Genomic DNA, 20,350 nt, shown 5'->3' with positions numbered 1-20,350 from the left:
ACTACTTCTTCTCTGGTGGGGGCGTCGGGCTCGCCACCGCGGCGGGTGCCTGCGGGTCGAGGCAGAACAGTTCGCGCAACGCGTTCGCGTAGTCGGTGTCGGCCGTCTCGGCGGCCAGCTGCTTGACCCGCACCGTCGGCGCGTGCAGCAGCTTGTCGACCACCCGGCGGACCGTGCGGCCGACCTCTTCGCGGATGGCGCTGTCCAATTGGGGCAGCCGGTGGTCCAGCCGCAGCAGCTCGGCGTCGACGACCTCGGCCGCGCGCTTGCGCAACGCGGTCACCGTCGGGGTGACCTCGGCGCTGCGCTGGCCGGCGAGGTACTCGCGCACCTCGTCGAGCACGATGCCGGTGGCCTTCGCCGTCTGCCGGTCGGTGGTCGGGGTGCCGGCTTCGCGCATCCGGCGCTGGACGGTGGCCAGGTCGACGACGCGCACGCCGGCGAGCTCGCCGACCGCCGGGTCGACGTCACGGGGCAGGCCGAGGTCGCAGACGACCAGGGCGCGGCCGCCGCGGGGCAGCACCTGCTCCGGGCCGAAGACGGCGTCCTGCGCGCCGGTGCAGCAGATCACGACGTCGGCGTCACGCACCGCGTCGGCGACCTGGGACAGCGCGATCGCCCGGGCGGGCACGCCCTGCTCGGACACGTTCGCGGCGAGCCGGCGCGCGCGGGCGTCGGTGCGGTTGGCGACGGTGATCTCGCCGATGCCGGCCTTGCGCAGCTGCGACGCGCTCAGCGCGCCCATCGAGCCGGCGCCGACGATGACGGCGTGCTTGCCGGTGACGTCCCCGGCCGCGGCGAGCGCTTCGGACACGACCGACGCGCCCAGCTGGTCGAGGCCGGTTTCGGTGTGCACGCGCTTGCCGACGCGCAGCGTGGTCTGGATCAGCTCGTGCAGCGTGCGGCCGACGGTGCCGGCCTCGCGCGCGGTGGCGTAGGAGGAGCGGATCTGGCCGAGGATCTGCGTCTCGCCGACGACCATCGAGTCCAGGCCGGAGGTGACCGAGAACAGGTGCTCGACCGCGGCGCCGGCGTAGTGCACGTACAGGCTGTCGTAGAGGTCGGCGGGCGTCATCCCGGCCTGGCGGGCGAGGACGTCGGAGACGTCGTTCAAGCCGCCGTGGAAGGTCTCGACCACCGCGTAGACCTCGATGCGGTTGCACGTCGAGACGAGCATGACCTCGCTGATGTGCTCGGCCTGCTGCAGCTCGTCGAGCACCTTGCCGATCTCGGGCGCCGGTACCGCGACGCGTTCCAACGTGCTCAGCTCGGCGCTGCGATGGGACAAGCCCACTGCCAAGACGCTCATGAGCGCACCACCACTTCCCGTCCGCCGTCCGGACCCGCGCCGTTCCGTCCGCTGCTCTTGCCATTGTCGGGCGGCAGACCCGCTGCGGGTAATCCGGAATTGCCCTGATTGCTCGCAGCATCATCCGCCCGACGGGCCACGTGAAATGACAGTATCTGCAGCTCGACGGCCAAATCCACCTTGCGGACCTCGATGTGAGCAGGAACTTGCAGCACGACGGGAGCAAAGTTGAGGATGCACTGGACGCCGCCGGCGACCAGGCGGTCGCACACCGACTGCGCCGCGGTGGGCGGGGTGGCGATCACGCCGATGGAGATGCCGCGCTCGGCGCAGACCCGCGGGATGTCGTCCATGTGGGAGACCGGCAGGCCGCCGACCGGCACGCCGATCAGGTCCGAGTCCAGGTCGAACAGGGCCTCGACCGGGAAACCGCGCCCCGGGAAGCCGCCGTAGTTGGCCAGCGCGTGACCGAGGTTGCCGATCCCGACCACGGCCACTTTGTGCTGCCGGGTCAGGCCGAGGATCCGCTCGATCTGGCTGACGAGGACGCTGACCTCGTAGCCGACGCCGCGGGTGCCGTAGGAGCCCAGGTACGAGAGGTCTTTGCGCAGCTTCGCGGAGTTGACACCGGCGGCCTGCGACAGCTCTTCGCTCGAAACGGTCGTCGCGCCCTGTTCCGACATCGCGGACAGCACGCGGAGGTAGACGGCCAACCGGGCGACGGCCGCTTCGGGGATCTGCTTCGCCCGGACGGCCTCGGGGGCATCCCCGTTGCCGTTGGCGCGGCCGTTCACGGCGGCCGCGGGCACGGCGGGCATCTCGGCCGTCGGCGCGTTGTCGGCGTCCGGCGTGTCCGGCCGGCGGGACCGCCGTGGCGGCCGGCCGGCGGAGTCCGCTCCGTCACGCCCCCCGCGCTGTGTCACCACGCCGTGTCTCCTGCCCGCTGCGCACCTGCCGGCCATCGCCGCGACCGTTCGGAACTGTGTCTTGACCCAGGGCCCGGCGTCCGGTTCGATGCCGGACCACCGGGAGGCGATGGTCCTACGGTAGTCCACTTGTGAACGCACGCACAAAGTCACTGGTCGGAGGCGGTTCGGCACCCCCCGAGTGTGCCGTGGCGGCCTCGAGCGCGGGTCCATCGGGCCAGATCACCGGCCGCACAAGGGTTTCCGGGTCGTCAGTGCGCGTCGAGGGTGACGGAGTGCCAGCCGGTGGCGCCGTCGGGCACCGGGTCGGCGGTGTTCTCCGTCTGGGTGTAGCCGTCCTGGTCGGTGGCCCGGACGAACGCCTGGTGCGTACCGCCGGGGACGTCGAGCTCGAGCCACCAGAGGCGCCAGGTGTCCTTGCTCACCTCCGCCGAAAGGGTGGCTTCGCGCCACTCGCCCTGGTCGAGCCGGACCTCGACCTTCGCGATGCCGGTGTGCTGCGCCCACGCCGTGCCGGCCAGCCGGACCTTGCCCGCGGTGACCTTCGCGAAGCCGGTCGGGGTGTCGATCCGGGACTCGGTCTTGATCGGCGCCTGCTCGGCCCAGCCGCGGTTGAGCCAGTACGACTGCCGCGCGTCCCACTTGGTGAACTCGAGGTCCTTGACCCACTTGGTCGCGGACACGTAGCCGTAGAGGCCGGGGATGACGATCCGCGCCGGGAAGCCGTGCTCGACCGGCAGCGGCTCGCCGTTCATCCCGATCGCGAGCATCGCGCCGCGTGCCGGGTCGAGCGCGACGTTCGCCGGGGTGCCGCAGGTCCAGCCGTCGACGCTGGTCGCGAACATCTGCTCGGCGCCGGTCTGCACGCCGGCTTCGTCGAGCAGGTCGACGAGGTCGACGCCGATGAACGACGCGTTCGAGATCAGGTTCCCGCCGACCTCGTTGGACACGCAGGTCAGCGTCACCCGGCGCTCGACGAGCGGCCGGTCGCGGATGTCCTTGTAGGTGAAGTTCACCTCCTGGTCGACCATCCCGTGGATCTTCAGGCCCCAGTCCTCGGTGCGGATCTGCGGCACGACCAGTGCGGTGTCGATCCGGTAGAAGTCCGCGTTGGGCGTGATGAACGGCGGCGAGCCGAGCTTGACGAAGTCGGCGTCGGCGGGCAGCGGCGGCGCGGTGCGCGCCGGCACGAGCGGCCCGACGGCGGCCCGCGAGTCCTCGGCGTTCGTGCTGGTCCCGGCCACTTCGCCGACCACGGCGGCGACGCCGGCCCCGGCCGCGATGCCGACGCCGGTGCGGATGAACTTCCGCCGGTCGAAGCCCCGGTCGTAGCGGGCCAGCTCGGGCGGCAGCACGAGGCGGTGCAGCATCGTGAACACGGTCAGCCCGGCGACGAGCGCGGCGACCGGCGCGAGCAGTGACACCTGCCCGAGGTCGGTGCGCACGAACACGGCGGCGATCCCGGCGGCGCCGAGCAGCCCGACGAGCACCTGCCCGGCCAGCGGTTTGCGCCGGGACAGCTGCCCGGCGGCCACCGCGAACAGGACGAGCACGACGGCGAGGCCGAGCTTGAGGATCGGCTTGTCCCAGGTGCCCAGCGTCCGCTCGGCCCACTTCACGATGCCGGTCGGGCTGTGGTCGATGACGTAGTTCGCGACCGCGATGAACGGCGAGGCCGTGTAACCGACGAAGCCCGCGACCAGGTGCCCGACGCCGAGGGCGGCGGCCAGGGCGAGAAGGCCGATCAGCGTCGCGACCGGCAGCGAAAGCCGCCTGGGCGCCTCGGGCGGGGCAGGCGCGTCCTGCAAGGTGCTCACCCCTCCATCTTCGGAGCGGTGGGCCGTTCGGGTGGGGCTGGAGTGCTTACGGACGTGTTACGGCTTAACCAAGCCGGGACGTTCAGGACGAAAGCGCCTTGCGCAGCCGGTCCTCTTCGACGCGCCAGTAGCCGTGCTCGGCGCCGTCGACCAGGATCACCGGGACGCGGTCGCCGTACTCCGCGCGCCACTCCGGGTCCGTGTCGACGTCCTCGGACTTCCACGCGACACCCAGCTCGCCGCAGATGCGGGCGACGTCGGCCTCCGCCACCTCGCAGAGGTGGCAGCCGACCCGGCCCATGACCGTCACTTCCTGTGCCATGCCGCCATTACTACCGCAGCCGCATCCGGCGCAGCTTCCCGGTGGCCGAGTGCGGCAGCGACTCGGCGAACTCCACCGCGTGCGGCACCTTGTACCCGGCCAGGTGGGCGGTGCACTGGTCGACGACCTGCTGCTCGGACAGCGACGCGCCCGAGACCGGCACCACGAACGCCTTCACGGCCTCGCCGCTGCGCTCGTCGACGACCCCCACAACGGCGGCTTCGGCCACCTCCGGCAGCTGCGCGATGACCGACTCGACCTCGTTCGGGAAGACGTTGAAGCCGTTGACGATGATCAGGTCGTTGGCCCGGTCGACCAGGTGCAGGTCGCCGTCGACGTCGAGGTAGCCGACGTCGCCGGTGCGGAACCAGCCCTCGTCGTCCGGCCCGTGGGCGCCGTCGGGCCAGTAACCGGAGAACAGGTTCGCGCCGCGGATCGACACCAGCCCGGTCTCGCCCTCGGCCTCGAAGACGTCGTCGACGTCGTCCGGGTCGAGCGGCACGGCCTGGTCGGTGCCGTCGCTGTCGACGAGCCGCAGCTCGACGCCGGGCAGCGGGCTGCCGACCGAGCCGGGCTTCGGGTAGCCGGTGACCAGCGTCGACGTCACCACCGGCGCGCACTCGGTGAGGCCGTACCCCTCGAAGACGTCGAGGCCCGTCGCCTCCCGGATCGCGCCGAGCACCTTCGGGTGCAGCGGTGCCGCGCCCGACGTCATCCGCCGGACCGTGGCCAGTCCCCGGCCGAGCTCCCCGGCGTCCAGCGCGGCGAACTCGGCGTACATCGTCGGGACGCCGGTGATCGTGGTGACGCCGTGTTCGGCGCAGTCCGCCAGCGTGCGCTGGGCCTCGAAGCGCTCCGACAGGACCGCGGTCGCGCCGACGGCGACGGCCTGCAGCAGGCCGGGCCCGAGGCCGTAGACGTGGAAGAGCGGGATGGTGATCAGCACGCGGTCGTCGTGCTCGAGGACACCCTCGACGCCGCTCAGCTGGGCCAGGTTCGCGAGCAGCGCGCGGTGCGAAAGCATCACGCCGCGCGGCGGCCCGGTGGTGCCGGAGGTGTACGAAATGACCGCGGTGTCCTCGCCGGTTCCCCCGGCGTCCGCGAACCCGGCTGCTCCATCCGGGTCAGCTTCGGAAGTGAGACCGATCACCCCGGCCGGCAGCGCCGTATCCGTGTCGCGATGGATGACAACCTTGGCGCCACTGTGCTCGACCAGCTGCTCGAGCTCGGGTCCCGGCGACTGCGGCGACACCGGGACGGCGATCGCGCCGGCCCGCAGCGCGCCGAAGAACGCGACGGCGAAATCGACCGACGTCGGCAGCCGCAGCGCGACCCGGTCGCCGGGTGTGACACCTGCACCCGTAAGTGTCTTGGCCTGGGCTTCGACCGCGGCGGTGAGCTGACGGTAGGTCAGCGTCCGGCCGCCACCGGTCTCCCGCACGGCCGGGTGCTCCGGCCACGTCGCGGCGGCCCGGCCGAGCAGCTCGCCGACCCCGGACAACGTCTCTGCACCGGCACTCACCCGTGGCCCGCCTTCCCGTCGTCCCGCGAAGCGTTGCAAGTCTGTCATCTCGCGCGACGTCATGGGGGAACACCGCGAGCGTCGCCCCTTCACAAGACCGGAACCACTACCTACTTCGCGGTAACTACACGTATGCTGCACTGCGTCGCGGGGGGTGGTGATGATCACCGCCGCGATCGGAGAGAGGGAGTCGCCGTGACGAACTTGCCTGCCCACGGCGCCGTGGGGCACGCGAGCCGGCAGGCCCCTGCTCGCCCGCTCATCGGGGGTACCGTGGCCCACTGGGTCCGAGCCGCCGCCGGAGGTGCCGCCCGATGACAGTGCCGACCGCCGTGAGCCGCGGGCCCGTTTTCATGGTCGCCGACCGCCTCTTCGGACGATCTTCGGCCGTGCCGCTGAGCCGCCAGGCGCCGGGAGCCTCCGCCTCCGACGAAGAGCGCGCCGAAGCCCTCAAGGCCGAGGCGTGGGACCTGGTGCGCGCCGCGCAGGACGGCGACTCGTCCGCGTTCGGCCGCCTCTACGACCGCTACGTCGACGTCGTCTACCGCTACGTGCTCTTCCGGCTGGGCGACCGCGACCTCGCCGAGGACGTCACCAGCGAGACGTTCCTGCGCGCGCTGCGCCGGATCACGTCGGTGAGCTACCAGGGACGTGACGTCGGCGCCTGGTTCGTCACCATCGCCCGCAACCTCGTGCTCGACCACGTGAAGTCGAGCCGGTACCGCCTCGAAGTCGTCACCGACGAGGTGACCGAACCCGGTTCGGCGCCGTTCAGCGTCGGCGCGACCGCGCAGGCCGGCCCCGAGCAGGAGGCCATCAGCCGCGCGACCCGCACCGAGTTGTTGCGCTGCGTCGCGGAACTGGGCGACGACCAGCGGGAATGCATCATCCTGCGGTTCCTGCAGGGACTCTCCGTGGCCGAGACGGCCCAGATCATGAACCGCAACGAGGGCGCCATCAAGGCGCTGCAGCACCGGGCGGTGCGCAGGCTGGCACAACTCCTGCCCACCGGATTGCGCTGAACCCGCGAACTTTTCGGTTCATCGACCGAATCCGGTAACCATCGCGCCTTCTGGATCGTTACTCCTGCCAGACCGGTGTCAGGACCGGCCACGGCCCGAGATGGAGCTGGCGCAGTGAGGTTTGCGCGTGAGCGAACCGACGCGGATCGGTTCGCGCGTGCTTTGGAGCCGTCCCCGGTACGCCGGGACGGCGAGTTCGCCGACGAGCTGGCCGTCGTCGGCGCCCTGCGCGAACTCGGCGAGGCCGGGGCGCCGGACCTGGAGACGCGGCAGCGGATCCGCGCGGAGATCGCGGGCCGCCTCGAGACGGCGGCGGCCACCCCGGTACGGCGGTGGCGGCCGCGGACCGCCGACCTGGTGGCCGCCGCGCTCTTCCTCGTCCTCGTGCTGTCCGGCCTGACGCTGGTGCTCTCCCGCGGCGCGTTGCCGGGTGACGCGCTGTACGCCGTGAAGCGCGCCGGCGAGACGACGTCGTTGAACCTCACCTTCGGTGACCAGCAGAAGGCCCAGAAGCACCTCGAGTTCGCCACCAACCGCGTCACCGAGCTGGGCGAGCTGGCCGCCGAAGGCGCGAGCCCGGCCGACTACCAGACCGCCTACGACGACTTCGCCACCGACCTGCGTGCCGGCGTCACCCAGCTGACCGCCGTCGCGACCAGCGACGGCAGCGGCGCGCAGCAGCTCTCCGACGTCCGGCTGTGGGCCCGGAACCAAGCGGCCCGGCTCGCGGCGCAGCAGGCCGCGCTGCCGGCCGGCGCCGCCTCCGTGTTCGGCGACGTGCGGACCCTGCTCGGCAAGGTCCAGGAGCGCACGAGCGGCCTGGTCGCCCGGCTGAACTGCTACCAGATCACCACCGGCACCGCCGACGACCTGGGCCTGATCCCGGCGACCGGCGAGTGCACCCAGCGCCCGGCGCCGTCCTCGGGCGGCGAGGTGTCCTCGGCGCCGACTTCGTCGTCCTCCTCGACCGCCGAGAGCACCGCGCCGGCCCCGACCGGCACCCAGCTCCCGCCGTCGGACGCGACGGCGACGGCGGAGACGCCCGCGCCGACCGGCGGGAGCACGCCGCCGCCGGTGTTCGGCCAGCCGTCGTCGACCTCCCGGCCGCCGGTGACCTCGACGTCGAGGCCGCCGCCGATCGTGTCGATCCCGCCGCTGCTGCCGGGCCTGCCGCCGATCGTCATCGGCTGAGGTCCGGGCCACACCTGCGACGCCGCGGTGGGCGGCTCGCTACGCTGTGCGAAGGACCGAACGTCCGCAGGGACGTGGTCAGACGTGGGCAGACGTGGAGGCGGTGTGCGTGTCAGCTTGGCGTGGCAGGGACAAGAGTCAGGAGCTCGAACGGCTCGCCGCGCTCGCGGGCGAAGCCTCGGCCGAGGCCGCTCACGCCCGCGTGGTTTCCGAAGCCGCCGAGCCCCCCGCCCCGCCCGCACCGCCCGACCTCACCGCGGCCGCCTTCTTCGACGTCGACAACACGATGATGATGGGCGCGTCGATCTTCTACTTCGCCCGCGGGCTCGCGGCGCGCAAGTTCTTCACGTCGTCCGACCTCGCCGGCTTCGTCTGGGGCCAGATCAAGTTCCGCCTCGGCGGTCGCGAGAACAAGGAAGACATCAAGACCCACCGCGAGCGCGCACTGTCCTTTGTGGCCGGCCGCACGGTGGCCGAGCTGACGTCGATCAGCGAAGAGATCTACGACGAGCTGATGGCGGACAAGATCTGGTCCGGCACCCGCGCGCTCGCCCAGATGCACCTCGACGCCGGCCAGCGCGTCTGGCTGGTCACGGCGACCCCGATCGAGCTGGCGGCGATCATCTCGCGCCGCCTGGGCCTGACGGGCGCGCTGGGCACGGTCGCGGAGACGCGCGAGGGCGTTTACACCGGCCGGCTGGTCGGCGACCTGCTGCACGGCCGCGCGAAGGCCCACGCGGTCCGCGCGCTGGCGTCGCGTGAGGGCCTGAACCTCAAGCGCTGCACGGCTTATTCGGACTCGGCCAACGACATCCCGATGCTGTCGGCGGTGGGCACGGCGGTCGCGGTCAACCCGGACGGCGGGCTGCGGGACGTCGCCCGCGCGCGTGGCTGGGAGATCCGCGACTTCCGCACCGGCCGTAAAGCGGCGAAGATCGGGGTACCTTCGGTACTGGGGGCCGGGGCGCTGGCGGGGGCGGTGGCCGCGGGGATGGCTTACCGCCGCCGCTGACGCGCCCGGCCCGAGGCGTCACTTTCGCCGGGAAAGATGCATAGCCTCACGCGGATTTCACGCCCGGTGGACGGCTGCGCTCAGCGGCGGAAGACGGACTTGCGCTGCGAAAGGCGCTGGTAGAGCGTCTGCTGGATCGACTCGCGCACCTGATCCGTCAGCTGGAAGACCAGCATCGGGTCGTCCACGGCGTCCGGCCCGAAGGAGTCGGTCGGGATCGGCTCGCCGAACTCGATGCTCCACTTCGTCGGGAGCGGGATCGCGCCCAGCGGGCCGAGCAGCGGGAAGAACGGCGTCACCGGGAAGTACGGCAGGCCCAGCATCCGGGCCAGCACCTTGATGTCGCCCAGCTTCGGGTAGATCTCCTCGGCGCCGATCACCGACACCGGGATGATCGGGACGCCCGCGCGCAGCGCCGCCGACACGAAGCCACCTCGGCCGAAGCGCTGCAGCTTGTAGCGCGACGAGAACGGCTTGCCGACGCCCTTGAAGCCCTCCGGCCACACGCCGACCAGCTCACCCTTGCGCAGCAGGCGTTCCGCGTCCGCGTTGCAGGCCAGCGTCTGGCCGGACTTGCGGGCGAACGAGCCCACCAGCGGCACCTGGAACACCAGGTCGGCGCCGAGGCCGCGCAGGTGCCGGCCGCCGGTCTCGTCGTGGACCGCGACCGCCGTCATCAGGGAGTCCAGCGGCAACGTGCCCGAGTGGTTGGACACCAGCAGCGCGCCGCCCTCGGCCGGGAGGTTCTCGACGCCGAACGTGTCGACGCGGAACCAGTTCCGGTAGAGCGCGCGCAGCGGCGGGAGGAACACGGCGTCGGTCAGCTCGGCGTCGAAGCCGAACTCGTCGACGGTGTAGTCGCCGGTCAGCCGGTCGCGGATGAAGCCGAGCGCGGAGCGCGCCGCGTCCGAGAGCACCTCGGGCGCCGGGGCCGGGGCCTCGGCACCGGGGAACGCGACGACCGGGGCGTCTTCACGCGCGGCATCGGCCTCCCGCAGGTCCTCCGCGGCCGCGGAGGCGGCGGGCGGGGCCGCCGCCGGCTTCTCGCGGCCCGGTCCGTGCAGGGGGATGACCTGCGCCTCGGCACCGCCCACCGTCTCCGCCTCGCCTTCCACGTCGTTCAAGCCGTGCGGTCTGCTGTCACCACCGGAGCTTCGCTCCGGGCCGGGGGCTCCGCCACCCGGGCCCCCGAAAGGCATACTCGACCGGCTCACCGGTTCGCCTGGCCGGTCGCCGCGGCGACCAGCACCTTGCCGGCCAGGCCCGCGAGCCGGCCGCCGTCGAGCACCGGACGCAGGCCGCGGCCGACGACGTAGTCGTCGAACGCCTCCCGCGTGGTCCACCGCGGGGTGTAGCCGAACTCCTGCTTCAGCTTGGTGATGTCCACCACCCGGCCGAAGTTCAGCAGCCGCACCTGGTCGGCGGAGAAGTCGACGACGCGCGCGCCGCGCAGCACCTTGCCGACCGACGGAACCACGCTCCGCGGCATCGGCAGCTCGACCCGGCCCGCTCGCCGGATCGCCTGTGAGAGCGTGAGTACCCCTTCGGAGCTCACGTTGAACACGCCGGGCTTGTCCTCGATCGTCGCCCGCTCCAAAACGGACAGCGCGTCCGAGGAGTGCAGCAACTGGATCCGCGCGTCGTAACCGAAAACGGTCGGCACCACCGGCAGCGCGAAGTAGCGGGACAGGACCGTGTCGGTCGACGGCCCGATGATGTTGGCGAAGCGGCACAGGGTCACGGTGATGTCGGGACGGCGCCGCGTCAGGCCGCGCACGTACCCCTCCATCTCGACGGCGTCCTTCGCGTACCCGCTGGTCGACGTCGGGATGAGCTCGGAGTCCTCGGTGAACACCGCCTGCGAGCGCGCGCCCGCGCCGTAGACCGCCGCGGTCGACTTGACGACCAGCTTGCGCACCAACGGCGAACGCTGGCAGGCCGCGAGCAGCCGCATAGTGCCGATGACGTTGACTTCCTTGATGGCCGTGCGCCGGCCCGGGCCGGCGGGGTGCGCGGTGCACGACGCGTGCACCACGGTGTCCACTTCGGCCGTGCTGATCACCTTGGCGATCAACGGGTTCCGGATGTCCGCGCGCACGAACTCGGCGTTTCCCATGCGCTGCAGCACGGTCTTGTCCGGCGGCACCGTGTCGACGCCGATGACCCGCTCGAAGTCGGGGTTGTTGCCGAGCCGGGCGAGCAGTTTCCCACCCAGCTCCCCGGCGACCCCGGTGACGAGCACGACGTTCGACGGCATACGACTCCCTGCGGCGTAGGGCGTGTGGGGGGTGGACGATCACCCAAGGTGCGCGAACCTGCACTCACTGGAAGCATCGCGCGGACACCCTTGAGATGTTACCGCTCATCAGTGGTAGCTCCCGGGTGTCTTACATGCTATTAACCGCTAGGGGCCCAAAAGCGACGGACGCCTCACTCGAACAGGGGAGGCGGCCCACCACATGGACGTGGCCCGTCCAGAGACTGGACGGGCCACGGTCACGCTCGGCTGAGCCGGGTTGCTACTTACCGGCCTTCCGACGCTGCACTCGCGTGCGGCGAAGCAGCTTGCGGTGCTTCTTCTTGGACATGCGCTTACGGCGCTTCTTGATCACAGAGCCCATGGGCGCTCCTTAGTTCGTCGTCGGTCACGCTGCCCGGCGCAGCGTCCAACGGGTGGAGCGCACAGGCACGAGCGGTTTTCCAGGTTACCCGCCACGTTGCGCGGGCCGGTCGGCGGGCACGTCCAAGCCCCGCGCGCCGCTGGCGGCGGCGTGCCCGCTGACCGGTTCAGCTGGCCTTTCGGGGGTCTGGGTGGCGGAGCCCCCGACCCCGGAGCGAAGCTCCGGTTGTGTCAGCCCACGTCGTAATACGCACCCTGGAGGTACTCGTGCACTGCTTTCTCCGGCACTCGGAAGGACTTCCCCACCCTGACGGCGGGTAGCTCACCCGAGTGCACGAGACGGTAGACGGTCATCTTGGAGACCCGCATCAGCGTGGCCACTTCGGCGACCGTCAGAAACTGGACCTGCCCGACTGCGGGCAACTCTTCCCTCTTGTTCGGCGACATGTTTACCGCGTCCTTCGACACGTGTCGCGCCACGAGGCTTCCCCACCTGTGGTATCGACACGCACGTGCTCTATCGAGAGTAGCGGGACTGGTGGGACTAATGCGACGCCTGTCACCGAGATGGGCTCCTACCAGCGCTAACGCACACCCACTCGCGCGTGCAAGACCTCGGTAATCGCCCATTACGGCGAATCCGGGCACCATCGAGGCCGAGAGAGGCCTCGTTCGAGCGATGAGAGCCCACGCACCGGCCACCGGCGAAGGTGGCGACGTGCGGTCGGCGCCGCACCGCGCGGTCGTCCGGTCGACGACCAGCTCGCGCTGCCGCAGGGGCAGCGCGAAACGCCGAGAGAGGTAGCAGCTCCCCCCGGCCCGCAATCCCCGCGGATGAGGCCGGTGGCGGGCTCCACCCACGGAACACCCCCGATGGGCGGCTCAGCTCTCGTGGGCCTTGCCCAGCGCCTCCGAGCGGTCCCTGGCCGCCTCGATGGCGTCGAGCAGGGCCGCGCGGACGCCGTGCTTCTCCAGCTCGCGGATGGCGTTGATGGTCGTCCCGGCGGGCGACGTCACGGCCTCGCGCAGCAGCACCGGGTGCTCCTCCGACTCGGCGAGCATCTTCGCCGCGCCGACGGCCGACTGGATGATCAGCTGGCCGGCCAGCGCACGCGGGAGGCCGAGCAGGATGCCGGCGTCGATCATGGCCTCGACCAGGTAGAAGAAGTACGCCGGGCCGGAGCCCGACAGCGCCGTGACGGCGTCCTGCTGACCCTCCGGCACCTCGACGACCTGGCCGACGTGCGACAGCAGGTCGCGCACCACCGCCAGGTGCTCGGCCGTGGCCCAGCGGCCGGCCGAAATCGCGCTCATGGCCTCGCCGACCAGCATCGGGGTGTTCGGCATCACCCGCACCACCGGCACGCCCTCGGCCAGCCGGCGCTCGTACAGCGACGTCGGCAGCCCCGCACAGAGCGACACCACGAGCGACGGCGGGCCCAGCAGCGGTGCCAGCTCGGTCAGCACCGGGTCGATGTCCTGCGGCTTGACGGCCACGACGAGCACGTCGGCCTGCTTGGCGGCGTCCTCGACCTCGACGCCACGAACGCCGTAGCGGGCCGTCAGCTCCTCGACGCGCGCCGGGTACCGCTCGGTGAAGAGCAGGTCGCCCGGCGCGTGACCGCCGTTCAGCAGCCCCGAGAGCAACGCCTCGCCGATCTTTCCCGCACCCAGCACCGCGATGACCGTCATGCCGCCAAGCGTGCCAGATCCGCGCTCAGCCGCCCGGGGCCGGGGCGAGGCCCAGCTGCCGGGCCTGGCACACCAGCCGGCCCTGCGCGTCGATCACCGTGGCGTCCGAGTCGAACCAGGACTCGTGCACCGACCTCGACTCGACGATGACCCGCAGCCAGCCCGGGGCCGGGCGGGTGCGCAGCAGCGCCGTCAGCTGGACCGTCGGGGCCCAGCCGATGCGGCCCAGGTTCATCACCACCGGGGGGTTGACGTCGGACGCCAGCAACGTGAAGAACGGGTCGACCAGGCTGTGGCGCGGGCGGACCCACAGGCGCATCCGCGGCGGCTCACCCGTGCGGCCGGCCAGGTAGCCCGCGGTCGCCGGGTCGAGCCGCACGTCGCAGCCCTTGGCCAGGTTGAACGGGCCCTCGGGGCTCTCCGGCATGGTCAGCGCGCCCGGCGACGGCTCGGCGGGCATCGACGGCACGTCGGTCCACTCCGGGCGCCGCATCGGCAGCCGGCCGGTGGTCACCCGGGCCTCGACGCAGCTGCGGCCGCGCTGTTCCAGCCGGACCTCGACCACCGTCGCGCGGCGGCCGACCTTGCGGACGTCGGTGCGCAGCAGCACCGGGCCGAGCGCGGGCGCGTGCAGGAACTCCGCGCTGACGACCAGCGGCTCGGCGTGCGGCTCCCCGCGCTCGTTCAGCGCGGCGATCGCCGCCTTGGCCAGCAGGGCCAGCAGGAAACCCCCGTGCGGGTGGGACCCGATGGCCCATTCCGCGCGCAGCACCGCGGTGAAGGTGCCGTCGCCCATCGACCGCGTCGCCGTCGCCGTGTCGAAGGACGCGGCGGTGCCGTCCGTTGCGCTCACGAACGTGCGGGCCCGTCCGTACCCACCGTCCCGGGCGGGGAAAAGGGGTCCTGACCGGGGATGGCGGAGATCAACGAGCGCAACGGGTTCACAGTCGGAACTTTACGTGTTCACGTGCTCGATTCGGCGGCGGGAGTAGTCGTGTCCTGTCGGAACGTGCTCACTTACTGCCCCAGGTGGAAGCGTGCGAACAACAGCGCCTCGGCGAGGTCGCGGACACGCTGGGCCTGGGTGAGGGCGTGCCGGGTGTTGATCTCCAGCACGATCTGCCCGGCGAAACCGTTGCTGACCAGCTTCTCCAGCAGCGACGCGCACGGCTGGCCGCCGCGGCCGGGCACCATGTGCTCGTCCTTCGGGATGCCGGTGCCGTCGGCCAGGTGGACGTGCGTGAGGCCCTCCCCCATCCGCTGCGCCAGCGCCAGCGCGTCCATCCGCGCCGCCGCCGTGTGCGACAGGTCGAGCGTGTAGTGCCGGAACCCGACGTCCGTGGGGTCGATCGACGGCCGGAACGCCGACACGCGCGAGTTCTTCGACCCACCCGGCGGCCGGACCTTGAACATGTTCTCGACGGCGATCTCGACGCCGCTGGACTCCTCCAGCTCGTCGACGAGGTCACCGAACGCGTCGCCGTAGCGGCGCTGCCAGCGGAACGGCGGGTGCACGACGACGGTCCGCGCGCCGAGCTCCACGGCGGCGTCGACGGACATCCGCAGCCGCACCACCGGGTCCGGCGACCAGATCCGCTGGGTGATCAGCAGCGACGGCGAGTGGATCGAGAGCACCGGCATCCCGGTGCGGCGCGACCAGCGGCGCAACGCCGTGACGTCCTGGCTGACCGCGTCGGCCCAGACCATCACCTCGACGCCGTCGTAGCCGAGCTCGGCGGCCAGCTCGAACGCCGAGCCGGCCTTGAGCGGCCACACCGACGCCGAACTGAGCCCGACGGGCACCGGCTTCTCGTCTGTCACGCCGGACATCCTGCCTCGTCACCGAGGGTGGGCCGCACCGCCGGGCCGGGAAGGGGACCTGGGTCTCATCCCCTACCCGGCGATCAGCGTCCGACCAGCAGCAACGCCGCCGGCGAGACCGTCACCACCAGGCCGACCAACACGGCGAGCACGGTGGTCTGCAGGTCCTCGGCGCGGCGGATCTTCCGCACGATCCAGACCAGCGCGACGACCACCAGCAGCGCCGCGATCAGCGCGGCGGCCGGGATGTTCACCCACAGCCAGTTGAAGCCCAGCCAGACGGCGGCACCGCCGACGACGCCGAGGGCGAGCTGGCCGGCGAGGCCCAGCCACTGCTTGCCCGGCGAGCCCGCGGGCACCGGCTCGGCGGCCGGTTCGGGGACGTCGTCGTCGTACTCGTCGTCTTCGTAGCCGTCGCCCTGCTCGTAGCCGTACTCGTCCTGCTCGAAGTCCGGGCCGGCGGCCGGGTAGCCGGGCTCGGCGAACTCGCGCTCGTAGGGCTCCAGGTCGTCCGGGATCGGCGTCCGCGCGGCGCGGTCACCGGGCGCGAACGGCATCGGCGGCGGGTAGGTGCCCGTCGGCGGGCCCGCGTCGTAGGCGGCCTGGTAGCCGCTGCCTTCGGGGGCGAAGCCGTCGTCGGGCTCGAAGTCGTCGTCCGGGTAGCCGTCGTCCGGAGCGCCGGTGGGGATCACCGGCATGACACCGATCTCGGTGTCCTCCATCTGCTCCTTCTGGCGGCGCTTGCGCCAGTTCGCGAGCCCCGCGGGCGTGGAGATGTCCGGGGTCTCGGGCTGCGGCTTGCCCTTCGCCTGCCGGGGCGGAGGCGGCGGCGGTTCTTCGTCGGGGACGGCGGAGAACTGCTCGGTGTAGGCCTCCTGCTTCGGCTGCGGACGTCGCGACGGGGGCCGGCGCGGCGGGCCGGGCGGCGTGGCGAACGTGCCGCTGGGCATCGGCCCGGGCGGGCCGACGGAGCTGTCGACATCGGCGTCCGGGGTGCCGTTGAGCCCGTCGAGCCGTGCCGACAGCGGGCTGCCGGGCGGCGGCGGGGTCGGCAGCTGCTGCGAGGGCTGCGGCGGCGGGGGCGGTCGGCGCCGGACCGGCGGCACGGCGGCCCGCGTCTCCTCGGCCGCCGGCGGGGGCGGCGTCGGGAGCTGCTGCGACGGCTGGGGCAGCTGCTGGGACGGCTGCTGCGGGGGCGGCGGCTGACGGCGCGGCGCCCGCGGCGGCACGGGCAGCTGGGCCGACTCCTGCGGCCGCGGCGGCTGGGCGGGCTCCGGCGGCGCCGGGCGGCCGAACTGCCCGGACTCCTGCGGCGGGGCCGGCCGGTTGAACTGGCCGGACTCCGGCGGGACCGGGCGCCCGTACTGGCCGGACTCGGCGCCGCCGGGAGCGGGCCGGGCCGGGGGCTGCGGCGGCCGCGCGTCCTGGGGGACGGCGCGGGGCGCGGGCGGCGGCGGGGGTGGCGGCTCGGAACGCCGCCGGCCACCGGCCGGACGGGCGGGCGGTGCGGGGGGCGGCGGAACCGTGCCCTCGGAGTGGACGCGGTCGATGATCGCCTGCGGGCCGGTGTCGCCGATCCCCGGCCGCCGGTGCGTGCCGGTCGGGCCGGGCGGTTCCGGGGTGGCCGGTTCGTCGTCGTCATCGACGGCGCGACGCCGGCGGCGGCGTCCGCCCTCGGCCTGCGCGCCGTGCTGTGCGAGCAGCTCAGCCACGGTCTTCTGCGGCTGGTCGCCTCCGGTCTGGTCCGTCATACCTGGTAATCCCTCGCGCGCTCCGGGGAATCGGCACCTCGGGAAGGCCCCGACGGCACGCCGGCGGCGCAGCGCGCGCTGTACGTCGTCCTCTGCATGTCCGTCACCTCTCCATCGTGCCCGTGCTTCAAGCAAAACACCGTCGTGGGCGAAGTCCAGTCGTCTGCTTTCACCGGTCCTCCTGTGCGCCGAAGCGCGCCACGAGTGCGGCTCCAGTTTCATCCGCGCCGGTGGAATGGTCCAGCCGCCGCAGGATGACACCTTCTCGCAGAGCCCACGGGCAGATCTCGAGTTCCGGCAGTCCGAGCGCCCGCATCGTGGCCTGCGCGACGAGCGCGCCCGCCACCAGCTGGTGCGATCGGCTCGAACTGACCCCCTCGAGCTGAGCCAGATCGGCCGAGGGCATCCGCGAGATGAAGGCCAGGAGCTGGCGCAATGCGGTGTCCGAGAGCGTACGTCGCACGCGCGGGCCCGCGGCCGAGGGGGCGGCGCCGGTCAGCCGGGCGAGTGACCGGAACGTCTTCGACGTCGCGACGACGCGATCCGGTTCACCCCATTTGGTGACCTTGCGCGTGAGCTCGGTGAGCTGGTCGTCGAGCCACGCCGACGTCGCGACGAGCTCCGAGCGCGTCGGCGGGTCGTGCCGGAAGCGGGTGCGCGTGGTGCGGCCGGCGCCCAGCGGCAAGGACTCGGCCAGCACGGGCTCTTCGTCGCGGCCCATCGCGACCTCCAGCGAGCCGCCGCCGATGTCGAGCACCAGCAGCTGCCCGGCCGACCAGCCGTACCAGCGGCGGACGGCGAGGAACGTCAGCCGGGCTTCGTCGGTGCCGGAGAGGACCTGCAGCTCGACGCCGGTCTCGTCGGCCACGCGGGCCAGCACCTTCGCCGAGTTCTTGGCTTCGCGGACCGCGGAGGTGGCGAACGCCATGACCTCTTCGCAGCCGAGCCGGACGGCCGCCGCCTTGGCGGATTCGACCGCGGTCACGAGCTCGTCCGCGCCGGTCTTGCTGAGGTCTCCGCTGCGGGTGATCTGCTCGGCCAGCCGGAGCACGGACTTCTCGGAATGCATCGGGGTCGGGTGGGCGCCACGGTGGGCGTCGACCACGAGCAGGTGGACGGTGTTGGAACCGACGTCGAGTACCCCTAGGCGCACGGGGGTCCAGCGTACCGGCCCGAGCGTCAGGTCTCGAACATGTAACCAACAACACTCGGTGCGGTACCGCCCCGGCGCGCCTCCGCGGCCCTGCGACCACCCCGAACGCCTTGAAGGGCACCCTCACGGCCGTTTGAGCCGTGAGGGTGCCCTTCAGGACAAATTGGACTTACGTCTCGAACTTGTAGCCCAGGCCGCGCACCGTCACCAGGTGCCGCGGCGAGCCCGGGTCCGGCTCGATCTTCGACCGCAGGCGCTTCACGTGGACGTCGAGGGTCTTGGTGTCGCCGACGTAGTCCGCGCCCCACACCCGGTCGATGAGCTGGCCGCGGGTGAGCACCCGGCCGACGTTGCGCAGCAGGTACTCGAGCAGGTCGAACTCCTTGAGCGGGAGCGAGACCTCCTCGCCGTCCACGGTCACCACGTGCCGTTCGACGTCCATCCGCACCGGGCCCGCCGAGAGCACCAGCGGGGCCAGCTCGCCCTCGGCGCCGGGCTCGCCGCCGCGGCGCAGCACCGCGCGGACCCGCGCGATCAGCTCACGCGCCGAGTACGGCTTGGTGACGTAGTCGTCCGCGCCCAGCTCCAGGCCGACAACCTTGTCGATCTCGCTGTCCCGCGCGGTCACCATGATCACCGGCACGGCGGAGCGCTGGCGCAGCTGCTTGCAGACGTCGGTGCCGCTCATGCCCGGCAGCATCAGGTCCAGCAGGACGATGTCGGCGCCGTTGCGGTCGAACTCCTCCAGCGCGGCCTGGCCGGTGCCCGCCACCGCGGCGGTGAACCCTTCCTTCCGCAGCAGGAAGGCGAGCGGGTCGGCGAACGACTCCTCGTCTTCGACGATGAGAACCCTGGTCACAGGTTTCCTCCATGATCTGGGCTTTCCTGCCCGGTAACCACGAGCCTCTGGGTGCGCTCGGGGGTCTTCTCCTGCCGTGGTGCCGGCGAGGTCTTGGCCGCCCGCGCCGGCTCGGGGGCCGGTTCGGGGCTGACGTGCGCGGGGATGCGGAGGGTGAACGTCGAGCCGGTGCCGGGCCGGCTCCACAGGCCCACCGAGCCGCCGTGGTTGGCCGCGACGTGCTTGACGATGGCCAGGCCGAGCCCGGTGCCGCCGGTGGCGCGCGAGCGGGCCTTGTCGGCGCGGTAGAAGCGCTCGAACACGCGGGTCTGCTCGTCCTCGGGGATGCCGATGCCGCGGTCGGTGACGGCGATCTCGACCATGCCGTCGGCCAGCCGCCGCGAGATCGACACCGGGCTGCCGGCCGGCGAGTACGCGACGGCGTTCTCCAGCAGGTTCGACAGCGCGGTGACCAGCAGCGTGCGGTCGCCCTCGATGAGCAGGCCGCTGACCGGGTCGGTGGTGATGGTGATCTCGGCCGACTCCGCCGAGAGCGTCGTGCGGCCGAGTGCTTCGCGCACGACCGCGTCGACCTCGACGACGTTGAGGTCCGGCAGCCGCTCGGCGCCCTGCAGCCGCGACAACGCGATCAGCTCGGTGACGAGCTGGCCGAGCCGGGTCGACTCGCGCAGGATCTTGCTCCCGAAGCGGCGGACCTCCTCGACGTCCTCGGCGGCGTCAAGGACGGCCTCGGTGAGCAGCGCGATCGCGCCGACCGGGGTCTTGAGCTCGTGGCTGACGTTGGCGACGAAGTCGCGGCGCACGGCCTCCAGCCGGATGGCCTCGGAGTGGTCGACCGCCTCGACGACGGTGAAGCCGTCGCCGAGGGGCCGGACCTGGCCGAGCACCGCCTCCGGCTGGCGGCCGCGCGCTTCCAGCGGCGAGAGGTCGATCTCCATCGGCTCGTCGGTTTCGACGACCTGTTCGGCGGCCTTGCGGGCCCGCGGGTCGGCCTGGTTGACCCGGACCAGGCCGAGCTCGTAGGCGCGCGGGTTGTGCAGCACCATGTCGCCGAACTTGTTGAGCACGACGACGCCGTTGTGGGAGGACCGGACCAATCGCTCGAGCAGCTCCGCGACGGTCGGGCCCGGTGGGCGGGCCTCTTCGCGCCGGGTTCGCGCCCGCGCGACGAGGTAGCCGACCGCCGCACCGGCCACCAGGGCGCCGATGGCCAGTGCGAGTGAAACAGGCGTGGTCACGGGCCGATCGTAAGCGCTGATGTGGCCCTTCGGCCTAGCGTTGTCCGCCTTGTCGTGAGCACCGCGACACCTGACGGCGACTTGTTCGCCGGGGT

The 20,350-nt window shown here is 72.2% G+C and carries 19 protein-coding genes; 3 read left to right on the top strand and 16 right to left on the bottom strand.

Annotation, left to right across the window (positions count from 1 at the left end):
• Position 1 precedes the first annotated feature (1 nt).
• The 5 genes from OHS58_RS39975 to OHS58_RS39955 form a co-directional block, all read right to left on the bottom strand.
• A complete protein-coding gene (locus tag OHS58_RS39975) occupies positions 2 to 1,309 on the bottom strand; it encodes a glutamyl-tRNA reductase (RefSeq protein ID WP_328645826.1) in 1,308 nt (435 codons plus the stop codon).
• Positions 1,306 to 2,235: a redox-sensing transcriptional repressor Rex gene (locus OHS58_RS39970; RefSeq protein ID WP_328645825.1), complete on the bottom strand. Its 930-nt coding sequence runs from the start codon at positions 2,233 to 2,235 to the stop codon at positions 1,306 to 1,308. Before OHS58_RS39970 ends, OHS58_RS39975 begins: the two co-directional genes overlap by 4 nt.
• A 251-nt stretch (positions 2,236 to 2,486) precedes the next feature.
• Entirely contained in the window at positions 2,487 to 4,052 is a 1,566-nt protein-coding gene (locus tag OHS58_RS39965; RefSeq protein WP_326945883.1) for a molybdopterin-dependent oxidoreductase, read from the bottom strand.
• 82 nt (positions 4,053 to 4,134) lie between these two features.
• A complete protein-coding gene (locus tag OHS58_RS39960; protein ID WP_247060279.1) occupies positions 4,135 to 4,374 on the bottom strand; it encodes a glutaredoxin family protein in 240 nt (79 codons plus the stop codon).
• A gap of 10 nt (positions 4,375 to 4,384) precedes the next feature.
• Positions 4,385 to 5,944, bottom strand: a complete 1,560-nt coding sequence (locus OHS58_RS39955) for an AMP-binding protein (protein WP_442875496.1) — start codon at positions 5,942 to 5,944, stop codon at positions 4,385 to 4,387.
• Between the two features lie 266 nt (positions 5,945 to 6,210).
• On the opposite strand from OHS58_RS39955, the gene OHS58_RS39950 reads away from it, so the two are divergent.
• From OHS58_RS39950 to OHS58_RS39940, 3 genes are all read left to right on the top strand, one after another.
• Positions 6,211 to 6,918, top strand: a complete 708-nt coding sequence (locus OHS58_RS39950) for a sigma-70 family RNA polymerase sigma factor (RefSeq protein WP_326945881.1) — start codon at positions 6,211 to 6,213, stop codon at positions 6,916 to 6,918.
• Positions 6,919 to 7,032: 114 nt separating this feature from the next.
• Entirely contained in the window at positions 7,033 to 8,109 is a 1,077-nt protein-coding gene (locus OHS58_RS39945) for a DUF5667 domain-containing protein (protein ID WP_328645823.1), read from the top strand.
• Positions 8,110 to 8,218: 109 nt separating this feature from the next.
• Positions 8,219 to 9,121 carry an HAD family hydrolase gene (locus OHS58_RS39940; RefSeq protein ID WP_442792250.1) on the top strand — a complete coding sequence of 301 codons (903 nt, stop codon included), beginning with the start codon at positions 8,219 to 8,221 and terminating at the stop codon, positions 9,119 to 9,121.
• Positions 9,122 to 9,201: 80 nt separating this feature from the next.
• On the opposite strand, the gene OHS58_RS39935 is transcribed toward OHS58_RS39940, so the two are convergent.
• From OHS58_RS39935 to OHS58_RS39885, 11 genes are all read right to left on the bottom strand, one after another.
• A complete protein-coding gene (locus OHS58_RS39935; RefSeq protein ID WP_328645822.1) occupies positions 9,202 to 10,245 on the bottom strand; it encodes a lysophospholipid acyltransferase family protein in 1,044 nt (347 codons plus the stop codon).
• 86 nt (positions 10,246 to 10,331) lie between these two features.
• Positions 10,332 to 11,378, bottom strand: a complete 1,047-nt coding sequence (locus tag OHS58_RS39930; RefSeq protein ID WP_326945877.1) for an NAD-dependent epimerase/dehydratase family protein — start codon at positions 11,376 to 11,378, stop codon at positions 10,332 to 10,334.
• Between the two features lie 262 nt (positions 11,379 to 11,640).
• On the bottom strand, positions 11,641 to 11,742 hold the full coding sequence (locus OHS58_RS39925) for a 30S ribosomal protein bS22 (protein WP_007030867.1): 102 nt from the start codon (positions 11,740 to 11,742) through the stop codon (positions 11,641 to 11,643).
• Positions 11,743 to 11,972: 230 nt separating this feature from the next.
• Complete coding sequence (locus OHS58_RS39920; protein WP_247063893.1) at positions 11,973 to 12,188, bottom strand: helix-turn-helix domain-containing protein; 216 nt, start codon at positions 12,186 to 12,188, stop codon at positions 11,973 to 11,975.
• Positions 12,189 to 12,623: 435 nt separating this feature from the next.
• Entirely contained in the window at positions 12,624 to 13,433 is an 810-nt protein-coding gene (gene proC / locus OHS58_RS39915; RefSeq protein WP_328645821.1) for a pyrroline-5-carboxylate reductase, read from the bottom strand.
• 25 nt (positions 13,434 to 13,458) lie between these two features.
• A complete protein-coding gene (locus OHS58_RS39910) occupies positions 13,459 to 14,229 on the bottom strand; it encodes a thioesterase family protein (RefSeq protein WP_247063891.1) in 771 nt (256 codons plus the stop codon).
• A 221-nt stretch (positions 14,230 to 14,450) separates the two neighbouring features.
• Positions 14,451 to 15,263, bottom strand: coding sequence for a sugar phosphate isomerase/epimerase family protein (locus tag OHS58_RS39905; protein WP_247060266.1), 813 nt, complete (start codon positions 15,261 to 15,263; stop codon positions 14,451 to 14,453).
• Between the two features lie 74 nt (positions 15,264 to 15,337).
• Positions 15,338 to 17,005: a hypothetical protein gene (locus tag OHS58_RS39900; RefSeq protein ID WP_328645820.1), complete on the bottom strand. Its 1,668-nt coding sequence runs from the start codon at positions 17,003 to 17,005 to the stop codon at positions 15,338 to 15,340.
• 169 nt (positions 17,006 to 17,174) lie between these two features.
• Positions 17,175 to 18,158: a Ppx/GppA phosphatase family protein gene (locus tag OHS58_RS39895; RefSeq protein ID WP_326945874.1), complete on the bottom strand. Its 984-nt coding sequence runs from the start codon at positions 18,156 to 18,158 to the stop codon at positions 17,175 to 17,177.
• Positions 18,159 to 18,327: 169 nt separating this feature from the next.
• The gene (locus OHS58_RS39890) at positions 18,328 to 19,017 is read right to left on the bottom strand and encodes a response regulator transcription factor (RefSeq protein WP_247060263.1); all 690 of its coding nucleotides are present in this window, start codon (positions 19,015 to 19,017) and stop codon (positions 18,328 to 18,330) included.
• Positions 19,014 to 20,255, bottom strand: coding sequence for a sensor histidine kinase (locus OHS58_RS39885; RefSeq protein ID WP_328645819.1), 1,242 nt, complete (start codon positions 20,253 to 20,255; stop codon positions 19,014 to 19,016). Before OHS58_RS39885 ends, OHS58_RS39890 begins: the two co-directional genes overlap by 4 nt.
• Positions 20,256 to 20,350 lie beyond the last annotated feature (95 nt).

It is taken from the genome of Amycolatopsis sp. NBC_00348, from assembly GCF_036114655.1.
Lineage (GTDB): Bacteria > Actinomycetota > Actinomycetes > Mycobacteriales > Pseudonocardiaceae > Amycolatopsis.
This window is presented reverse-complemented; position numbering and strand designations above follow the sequence as displayed.

Excerpts from the sequence above, each read along its gene's own strand:
- OHS58_RS39960 (WP_247060279.1), bottom strand. The coding sequence starts at position 4,374 with ATGGCACAGGAAGTGACGGTCATGGGCCGGGTCGGCTGCCACCTCTGC.
- OHS58_RS39900 (WP_328645820.1), bottom strand. The coding sequence starts at position 17,005 with ATGACGGACCAGACCGGAGGCGACCAGCCGCAGAAGACCGTGGCTGAG.
- OHS58_RS39955 (WP_442875496.1), bottom strand. The coding sequence starts at position 5,944 with ATGACAGACTTGCAACGCTTCGCGGGACGACGGGAAGGCGGGCCACGG.
- OHS58_RS39920 (WP_247063893.1), bottom strand. The coding sequence starts at position 12,188 with ATGTCGCCGAACAAGAGGGAAGAGTTGCCCGCAGTCGGGCAGGTCCAG.
- proC (WP_328645821.1), bottom strand. The coding sequence starts at position 13,433 with ATGACGGTCATCGCGGTGCTGGGTGCGGGAAAGATCGGCGAGGCGTTG.
- OHS58_RS39910 (WP_247063891.1), bottom strand. The coding sequence starts at position 14,229 with ATGGGCGACGGCACCTTCACCGCGGTGCTGCGCGCGGAATGGGCCATC.
- OHS58_RS39950 (WP_326945881.1), top strand. The coding sequence starts at position 6,211 with ATGACAGTGCCGACCGCCGTGAGCCGCGGGCCCGTTTTCATGGTCGCC.
- OHS58_RS39975 (WP_328645826.1), bottom strand. The coding sequence starts at position 1,309 with ATGAGCGTCTTGGCAGTGGGCTTGTCCCATCGCAGCGCCGAGCTGAGC.
- OHS58_RS39905 (WP_247060266.1), bottom strand. The coding sequence starts at position 15,263 with ATGTCCGGCGTGACAGACGAGAAGCCGGTGCCCGTCGGGCTCAGTTCG.
- OHS58_RS39925 (WP_007030867.1), bottom strand. The coding sequence starts at position 11,742 with ATGGGCTCTGTGATCAAGAAGCGCCGTAAGCGCATGTCCAAGAAGAAG.
- OHS58_RS39930 (WP_326945877.1), bottom strand. The coding sequence starts at position 11,378 with ATGCCGTCGAACGTCGTGCTCGTCACCGGGGTCGCCGGGGAGCTGGGT.